7 protein-coding genes and 7 tRNA genes are annotated in these 6,838 nt (G+C 62.6%); 12 read left to right on the forward strand and 2 right to left on the reverse strand.

The window, feature by feature from the left end:
- Positions 1-21: 21 nt before the first annotated feature.
- Together ACT6Q8_RS15150 and ACT6Q8_RS15155 are read right to left on the reverse strand one after the other, a co-directional pair.
- Positions 22-1,032, reverse strand: coding sequence for a hypothetical protein (locus tag ACT6Q8_RS15150; protein WP_156344865.1), 1,011 nt, complete (start codon positions 1,030-1,032; stop codon positions 22-24).
- Between the two features lie 41 nt (positions 1,033-1,073).
- On the reverse strand, positions 1,074-1,439 hold the full coding sequence (locus ACT6Q8_RS15155) for a PadR family transcriptional regulator (protein WP_054170294.1): 366 nt from the start codon (positions 1,437-1,439) through the stop codon (positions 1,074-1,076).
- Between the two features lie 125 nt (positions 1,440-1,564).
- Between ACT6Q8_RS15155 and ACT6Q8_RS15160 the strand changes: the two genes are divergently transcribed.
- The 12 genes from ACT6Q8_RS15160 (at position 1,565) to ACT6Q8_RS15215 (ending at position 6,836) form a co-directional block, all read left to right on the forward strand.
- Entirely contained in the window at positions 1,565-2,035 is a 471-nt protein-coding gene (locus ACT6Q8_RS15160) for a GNAT family N-acetyltransferase (protein ID WP_156344864.1), read from the forward strand.
- A 92-nt stretch (positions 2,036-2,127) separates the two neighbouring features.
- Positions 2,128-2,352, forward strand: a complete 225-nt coding sequence (locus tag ACT6Q8_RS15165) for a hypothetical protein (protein WP_054170187.1) — start codon at positions 2,128-2,130, stop codon at positions 2,350-2,352.
- Between the two features lie 245 nt (positions 2,353-2,597).
- Positions 2,598-5,006, forward strand: coding sequence for an endopeptidase La (lon, locus tag ACT6Q8_RS15170; protein ID WP_054170186.1), 2,409 nt, complete (start codon positions 2,598-2,600; stop codon positions 5,004-5,006).
- 143 nt (positions 5,007-5,149) lie between these two features.
- Entirely contained in the window at positions 5,150-5,422 is a 273-nt protein-coding gene (locus ACT6Q8_RS15175) for an HU family DNA-binding protein (protein WP_054170185.1), read from the forward strand.
- 175 nt (positions 5,423-5,597) lie between these two features.
- Positions 5,598-5,672: transfer RNA gene (locus ACT6Q8_RS15180), tRNA-Val, on the forward strand.
- A gap of 119 nt (positions 5,673-5,791) precedes the next feature.
- Positions 5,792-6,016 carry a hypothetical protein gene (locus tag ACT6Q8_RS15185; RefSeq protein WP_156344863.1) on the forward strand — a complete coding sequence of 75 codons (225 nt, stop codon included), beginning with the start codon at positions 5,792-5,794 and terminating at the stop codon, positions 6,014-6,016.
- A gap of 113 nt (positions 6,017-6,129) precedes the next feature.
- Positions 6,130-6,206, forward strand: a tRNA-Asp gene (locus ACT6Q8_RS15190).
- Between the two features lie 49 nt (positions 6,207-6,255).
- A tRNA-Asp gene (locus ACT6Q8_RS15195) sits at positions 6,256-6,332 on the forward strand.
- 49 nt (positions 6,333-6,381) lie between these two features.
- Positions 6,382-6,458 (forward strand) — tRNA-Asp (locus ACT6Q8_RS15200).
- Positions 6,459-6,507: 49 nt separating this feature from the next.
- A tRNA-Asp gene (locus ACT6Q8_RS15205) sits at positions 6,508-6,584 on the forward strand.
- 49 nt (positions 6,585-6,633) lie between these two features.
- Positions 6,634-6,710 (forward strand) — tRNA-Asp (locus ACT6Q8_RS15210).
- Positions 6,711-6,759: 49 nt separating this feature from the next.
- Positions 6,760-6,836 (forward strand) — tRNA-Asp (locus tag ACT6Q8_RS15215).
- Positions 6,837-6,838 lie beyond the last annotated feature (2 nt).

The following is a 6,838-nucleotide window of genomic DNA, read 5'->3' on the forward strand; positions in this document are numbered from 1 at the left end:
AAGGCAGTCCGATGGTGCTTATCAGGCCGGAACGGCGGCCAGGTTGTTTAGCTTCAAATGGATGGCCAGGCGCCGGTCGCGGTGCAGCCGCTCGATCAGATAGCCCAGCAGGAAGATGGCAGCGATGCCGCCCACGATGCGCAGGGGCTGTTCCTTCGACACGCCATACATCACCAGATTGGTCATCAATCCGGCGAACAGCGGCACGAACCAGAACCACCACATCAGGCGGCGCTGCCGGCTCTGCCGGTTCAGTTCCGTCTCATAAAGCGCCCGCACGGTGGCGCTGTCGGCGTCCAGCGGGGCCGGGCGGGCGGCACCGCGCAGCGCCAGATAGACCAGGATGCAGGCGTAACCGGTCAGAAAGCTCCAGCCCAGCGGAGCGACCGGCGGCTGAAACCGCGCCAGGAAATAGCCCGACACACCGATGATCATGGCGAGCGCCGCCATTTCGGCCCGGTTACGCACGCGGGTGCGCTGGACGAACTGATTGTAATCGCTGAACAGCGGCTGCGCGGGCTTGCGCCGCACCGCGTCGGGATTCTCCATGGCGCCCAAGGTCCAGAGGATGGGGAAGGACAGGCAGGCCAGCACGATCAGCGACCGCGACAGGGCCCAGGCTGGATCGACATGGCCGGCAGCGATCAGCACATGCATCATGGTCTGCTGCGCCACCACGCACAGGGCCGCCGTCAAAGCGTCGAAAAAGCCCTGCCGTACCGGGTTATCCTCACTGCGATAGATATTGCGCAGCAGCAACCCGACCATGGCCAGCCCCATGGGCAGGGCGGCGCAGGCGGCATTGGTCACCACCTTGCCGGCGCGGTCCAGTTCGAACCCGCCCAGGCAGGCGAACAGGATGAACAGCTGCAACCCGATCACCGGCAGCCGCGACGCCCGGCGTGCCTGTTCGGCTACCAGCGGCGGCACGCTGCGCAGTCCTTCGGCAGCCAACTGGCCCGGCGAACGGCAGCTTTCGGCCAGATCGCCCATCACGGCCTCGCGCGAGGCGGGCGGCAATATCATCTGCACAAGGCGCCCCACCAATCCGGGTGCTGCTGGTGCTGGATGGTCTACGCGATTGCGCTGTCGTTCCATATCCCCACTCCCCATTGCTGTTCGATTGCATCGCAGATGCGTTTGGCGGTCGTCGCCGCGTCCCGCAGGGCCAGTTCCCCCGACTGCTCAAGCCGGAAGCAGCGTTTGGCCCGCCCGCCCCTTTCCGGTGTGGGGTCGGTCATCCAGGACGTGACCAGCCCCTTATCCTCCATCCGGTCCAAGGTGGCGTAGACGGCGCCCAGCACCACCTTTCGCGGCCTCGACAGTTCCTCCACCTTGGCGTGGATGGTGACGCCGTAGGCCCCGTCACCCAGGGCAAGGATGGCCGTCAGCACAACCTGCTCAAACTGTCCAAGCGTGGCGTTCGCGACCGTTGTCATAATCCATACCCTGTATGAGTTATGTTGCATACGGTGTAGGACAAATGATCAGCCGTCAAGGGTGATTGTGCGACTGTCGTGACCCGTGTCATTGCCCTGTGATCAACGCTCTGCCGGAACCGCCCATGTCCATGCTGTCGATACGCCCCGCCACCGCAGAAGACCTGCCCTTCATCCACGGCCTCGCCCCGCGGCTGGCCGGTGCGGCTGATCTGTCCTGGCGCAGTGCGGAGGAGGTGATGCGGTTCCAGCGCAGTTTCATGCATGAGACGCTGGAGGCGCCCAAGCCGGGGGCCGTGACCTTCATCGCCGAGGATGAGGCCGGCGAGCGGCTGGGATTCGTGCATGCTGAGCCGATGCTGGACATCTTCACCGACCAGATTGCTGCCTATATCCCCCTGCTGGCCGTAACAGAGGCCGCGCAGGGGCAGGGGACGGCAAAGGCCTTAATGACGGCGGTGGAGGAATGGGCCAGGCGTCAGGGTTATTCGTCCTTGTCGCTGGACGTGTTTGCCAGCAATGCGCGTGGTCGTGCCTTCTATGCGCGCCTGGGCTATGGCGAGGAGACGTTGCGACTGGTGAAGGACATTCGGTAGCACCCAGAACCGTTCGAGAGGCCTTGTCAACAGCCCCACCAACCCTTACACAATCGCGCAGAATTCCATCGTCTCGTACCGGGGAGAAGAAAATGGCCGGCGCACATGGGCCCGTGGTGGTCGACAACAAGATCGTGAAGGAACATGCCGAGGGCTGGCATGCCTTTACCCGTTTCACCACCATCGGCATCATCGCCGTGGTGCTGTTCCTGCTGATGCTGATGCTGCACTTCTTCATCGGCTGGGGCTATGCCGTGCTGTTCATGGTGCTGGGCTATGTCGTGCTGACCTTCGCCGCACTGCTGGGCAAGGTTTAACAGCGCCTTCATACGTTTCTTAAGTGCTGAAAAGGGCCGCGCGGCACTGCCGCGCGGCCCTTTTTGCGCTCGTGACAAACCGCTAGTACGCCTTTGGCGTGGTTCAAGCCCTTGAAGGGGGGGTATTGGTGTGCCACGTTAACGCCTGACGCCGTCACGACCGTTTCATCCCGTGCCCATCTGGGGCGGGCGGTCGGCCCAGGCCCAGCGGGGCTGGCGGCATGAATATAGAAGGCTGACTTAAGATGCTGGACATCCCCCGCGGTGTTCTCTACCCGGTCCTCCCGCTGAGAGACATCGTCGTCTTCCCGCACATGATCGTCCCGTTGTTCGTGGGCCGCGAGAAATCCGTCCGCGCGCTGGAAGACGTGATGAAGGATGACAAGCAGATCCTGCTGGTCACCCAGAAGAACGCCTCCCAGGATGATCCCACGCCCGCCGACATCTTCTCCGTCGGGACCATCGGAACGGTGTTGCAGCTTCTGAAGCTGCCCGATGGCACCGTGAAGGTGCTGGTGGAGGGCGGCAAGCGTGCCGCCATCACGAAGTTCGGCGACAATGAGGACTTCTTCCAGGCCTATGCCGAACTGATCGACGAGAAGGTGGGCGAGCCGCAGGAGCTTGAGGCCCTGTCGCGCGCGGCCGTGTCGCAGTTCGAGCAATATATCAAGCTGAACAAGAAGATCCCGCCCGAGGTGCTGGTCTCCATCAACCAGATCGAGGAGCCGGGCAAGCTGGCCGACACCATCGCCAGCCATCTCCAGCTGAAGATCCCTGAGAAGCAGCAGTTGCTGGAGACCCCGACGGTCGCCGAGCGGCTGGAGCGGGTCTATGCCTTCATGGAAGGCGAGATCGGCGTGCTGCAGGTGGAAAAGCGCATCCGCAACCGCGTGAAGCGCCAGATGGAGAAGACCCAGCGCGAGTACTATCTGAATGAGCAGATGAAGGCCATTCAGAAGGAATTGGGCGAGGGCGAGGACGGCAAGGACGAGGTTGCGGAGATCGAGGAAAAGATCGCCAAGACCAAGTTCAGCAAGGAAGCCCGTGAAAAGGCCCTGGCCGAGGTCAAGAAGCTGCGCACCATGAGCCCGATGAGCGCCGAGGCGACGGTGGTGCGCAACTATCTGGACTGGATGCTGTCGATTCCCTGGAAGAAGCGCAGCAAGGTCAAGAAGGACATCAAGGGTGCCGAGACCATCCTGAACGCCGACCATCACGGTCTGGAGAAGGTCAAGGAACGCATCCTTGAATATCTGGCGGTTCAGCAGCGCATGGATAAGGTGAAGGGGCCGATCCTGTGTCTGGTCGGGCCGCCGGGCGTGGGCAAGACCTCGCTGGGCAAGTCCATCGCCAAGGCCACTGGCCGCAATTTCGTGCGCATGTCCCTGGGCGGCGTGCGGGATGAGGCCGAGGTGCGCGGTCACCGCCGCACCTATATCGGCTCCATGCCCGGCAAGGTCATCCAGGGCATGAAGAAGGCAAAGACCTCCAACCCGTTGTTCCTGCTGGACGAGATCGACAAGCTGGGTGCCGACTGGCGCGGCGACCCGTCGTCGGCCCTGCTGGAGGTTCTGGACCCCGAGCAGAACAGCACCTTCAGCGACCATTATCTGGAGGTCGATTACGATCTGTCGGACGTGATGTTTGTCTGCACGGCCAACTCACTGCGCATGCCGCAGCCGTTGCTCGACCGTATGGAGATCATCCGCCTGGCCGGTTACACCGAGGATGAGAAGGTGGAGATCGCCAAGCGCCACCTGATCGACAAGCAGGTGAGCGACCATGGTCTGAAGGCTGGCGAGTTCACCATCACCGACGAGGCGCTGCGCGATGTGATCCGCTACTACACGCGGGAAGCGGGCGTGCGTTCGCTGGAGCGTGAGATCGCCAATCTAGCACGCAAGGCCATCAAGGAGATCCTGATGAAGGGTCTCGAAAAGGTGAAGGTCACGCCCAAGAACCTGGAAAAGTTCGCAGGCGTGAAGCGCTTCCGATTCGGTGAGGCCGAGTTGGAGGATCAGGTCGGTGCCACCACCGGTCTGGCCTGGACCGAGGTGGGCGGGGAAATCCTGACCATCGAGGCCGTGATGCTGCGCGGCAAGGGCCGTATCCAGACCACGGGCAAGCTGGGCGACGTCATGAAGGAGTCGGTGCAGGCCGCCGAATCCTATGTGAAGGCCAACGCCCTGAAGTTCGGGATCAAGCCGACCCTGTTCGAAAAGCGTGACATCCATGTCCATGTGCCGGAAGGGGCAACCCCGAAGGACGGCCCGTCGGCCGGCGTGGCCATGATCACCACCATCGTCTCCGTCCTGACTGGCATCGCGGTCGCCAAGGACATTGCCATGACGGGTGAGATCACCCTGCGCGGCAAGGTTCTGGCCATCGGTGGCCTGAAGGAAAAGCTGCTGGCGGCGCTCAGGGCGGGAATCAAGCGGGTGCTGATTCCCAAGGATAATGAGAAGGATCTGGCCGAAATCCCCGATAACGTGAAAAAGGGCCTGACCATTATCCCGGTTTCAACCGTAGATGAGGTTCTGGCGCAGGCTTTGGTGACGGCACCGGTCGGTATTGAGTGGTCGGAGCCCGAAGAAGTGGCTCAGGTCCCCGGAAAAGCTGGGGATGAAGAGCGGGATGGCGTGATTCGCCATTGAAGTGCGATTGGAAATCGTGTGAATTGGGTTCCGCCGCCACCCGCACAAACCCTTGTGTTGGCGGCGGAACCCAATCCCTTGATGCCTGGGAAGACATCTCGGGCATGTTGCAACCGATACTCTCTTGATGAGGGGGGCCTTAAGTGAACAAGAACGATCTCGTTGCCGCGGTCGCCGAAGCGGCTGGTCTGTCCAAGGCGGACGCGAACAAGGCCGTCGATGCGGTTTTTGATGGGATCACCGGCGCGCTGAAGAAGGGCGACGAAGTGCGTCTGGTTGGCTTCGGCACCTTCGCGGTCGCTGAACGCGCCGCTTCCGAGGGCCGCAATCCCCGCACCGGTGAGAAGATCTCCATCGCCGCTTCCAAGCAGCCGAAGTTCAAGCCCGGCAAGGGCCTGAAGGACGCGCTGAACTGAGCGACGCCTATCTAGGGATGCCCGGCGATAGCCGGGCGGCCTGATGGTGAGATAACGGGCGGCCCTTCGGGCGCGCCCGTTTTTCATTTTTGGCCCCTGTCATGTTGGGGGAAAACCAACTTCTTTGTTGATTCTCCCGTTCCGGCCGCTATTGTCCCGGCCAACGATAAGGTACGGGCGGTTAGCTCAGAGGTAGAGCATCGGTTTTACACACCGCAGGTCGGGGGTTCGATCCCCTCACCGCCCACCATTCCCTCCCCCTATCCTTGTATTGATCTGCCATTCCACCTGTCGCAGCGCCGGTGGAACGGGTATGATGCGCCATCGGTCGTTCTCCACGGCTGCGCACGGGAAAGAGGAAGGCGTTTCGTGATCGATTCCGCTGATCGTCGTTTGGGCGACCGTATCCTGGCTGCGCTGGAACTGGCCATCGACCAACAGGAACTGGAAATCGCCGAACAGCTCTGGCGGGCCCTGGAGCTGGCTCTGAGCCGCTATGGCGGCCCGGACGCGTTCGAGAAGCGGGACCCGCCGGCCAATCTGGACGATGTGCTGGACCGGTTGTTCGCCCTGCGCCATGCCAAGGGCTGCTGATCCGCATTTTCCTGGCGATTTCATGTTTGACAAGGTGGGCGGGGTCGAATATACACCCGCCCACCTCAGCGGCGGCGGGGCTGGAAACGGTCGCGGCGCTGTTTGAAAAGTTTGCGGGTGTAGCTCAGTTGGTTAGAGCGCCGGCCTGTCACGCCGGAGGCCGCGGGTTCAAGTCCCGTCACTCGCGCCACTTTTCTTCGAGGTTCAGGTGCACCCTGACAAGTGTGCCGTTGTCTTGTGCGGGTGTAGCTCAGTTGGTTAGAGCGCCGGCCTGTCACGCCGGAGGCCGCGGGTTCAAGTCCCGTCACTCGCGCCACTTTTCTTCGAGGTTCAGGTGCACCCTGACAAGTGTGCCGTTGTCTTGTGCGGGTGTAGCTCAGTTGGTTAGAGCGCCGGCCTGTCACGCCGGAGGCCGCGGGTTCAAGTCCCGTCACTCGCGCCACCCTTTGCGGTGGTCGTCCCGGAGAGGACGCTAACTTCTTCCGCCCTGCGCGGGTGTAGCTCAGTTGGTTAGAGCGCCGGCCTGTCACGCCGGAGGCCGCGGGTTCAAGTCCCGTCACTCGCGCCACCCTTTGCGGTGGTCGTCCCGGAGAGGACGCTAACTTCTTCCGCCCTGCGCGGGTGTAGCTCAGTTGGTTAGAGCGCCGGCCTGTCACGCCGGAGGCCGCGGGTTCAAGTCCCGTCACTCGCGCCACCCTTTGCGGTGGTCGTCCCGGAGAGGACGCTAACTTCTTCCGCCCTGCGCGGGTGTAGCTCAGTTGGTTAGAGCGCCGGCCTGTCACGCCGGAGGCCGCGGGTTCAAGTCCCGTCACTCGCGCCACC

Source organism: Niveispirillum sp. (assembly GCF_052437035.1).
Taxonomy (GTDB): domain Bacteria; phylum Pseudomonadota; class Alphaproteobacteria; order Azospirillales; family Azospirillaceae; genus Niveispirillum.